Source organism: Streptomyces jeddahensis, from assembly GCF_001642995.1.
Lineage (GTDB): Bacteria > Actinomycetota > Actinomycetes > Streptomycetales > Streptomycetaceae > Streptomyces > Streptomyces jeddahensis.
Window position 1 is genome coordinate 1 of record NZ_LOHS01000202.1, and the last position, 1,076, is coordinate 1,076.

Annotated in this window: 1 protein-coding gene; it reads left to right on the plus strand. The window is 66.4% G+C overall.

Annotated elements, in window-relative coordinates:
* Window positions 1–996: ABC transporter substrate-binding protein (locus STSP_RS35965; protein ID WP_232789936.1), on the plus strand; the 996-nt coding region annotated here is incomplete at its 5' end.
* Between the last annotated feature and the right edge of the window lie 80 nt (window positions 997–1,076).

Genomic DNA, 1,076 nt, shown 5'->3' on the forward strand with positions numbered 1-1,076 from the left:
GCCTCGGCCGGCGGCGGTAAGGGCGGCGGCAAGACGGTGGTCGTCCGCGACAGCGGCGGTTCCTACGGTGCGGCCCTGCAGAAGGCGATCTACACGCCGTTCACTCAGGAGACCGGCATCAGCGTCAAGGTGCTGAACCTGGACGACGCCCCGCTGCTGGCCCAGATCAAGCAGGGCCGCCCGCAGTGCGACCTCATCAACAACTCGATGATGTCGCACACCAAGTACGTCCAGCAGGACGCGCTGGAGAAGCTGGACCTCGACCGGGTCAAGAGCGTGAAGAGCGCGAAGATCCCCGAGAACCAGATCACTGACCATGCCATCGGCAGCAGCTTCTACGGCGCGTGTATGGCGTACCGCACCGATGCGTTCGGGGGCCGCAAGCCCGAGTCGTGGGCGGACTTCTGGGACACCAAGGCGTTCCAGGGCGACCGCGCGATGGTCCACCCCGACGGCGATCTGCCCGAGCTGGAGTTCGCGCTGCTGGCCGACGGCGTCCCCATGGACAAGCTGTACCCGCTCGATGTGGACCGCGCCTTCAAGGTGCTGACCCGGCTGCGGCCCCACATCAAGAAGTACTGGGACAGCGGCCCGCTCCCCGGTGTGCTGCTCAGCCGGCAGGAGGTGACGATGTCCACCGTCTGGGACGGCCGGATCGCGGATCTGCAGAAGCAGGGCGTGCCGGTCGCACGGCAGCTCAACGGCATGCGCCGGCAGTTCCAGGGCTACGCCATCGCCAAGGGCGCGGCCAACATAGACGCCGCCTACCAGCTGATGGACTTCTCGCTGCGGGCTGAGAGCCAGGCCAACCTGGCCAAGGCCTTCCCGTCGAACCCGTCCTCCCCGGTGGCCTACGAGAAGCTCACCGAGGACGAGCGCAACGCACTCGCGGGTGCGCCGAAGTACTACGACAAGGGTTTTGACACGGACATCGACTGGTGGCTGAAGAACGAATCGGCCGTCACCAAGCGCTGGTTGGAGTGGGCTCGTGGGTGAATTCGGTGTGGTCACACCGTCCGTGAAGGTGGCCGGTGGCAAGTCGGTCACCGCGACCGGCAAATCGCTGTCGGTGGTGG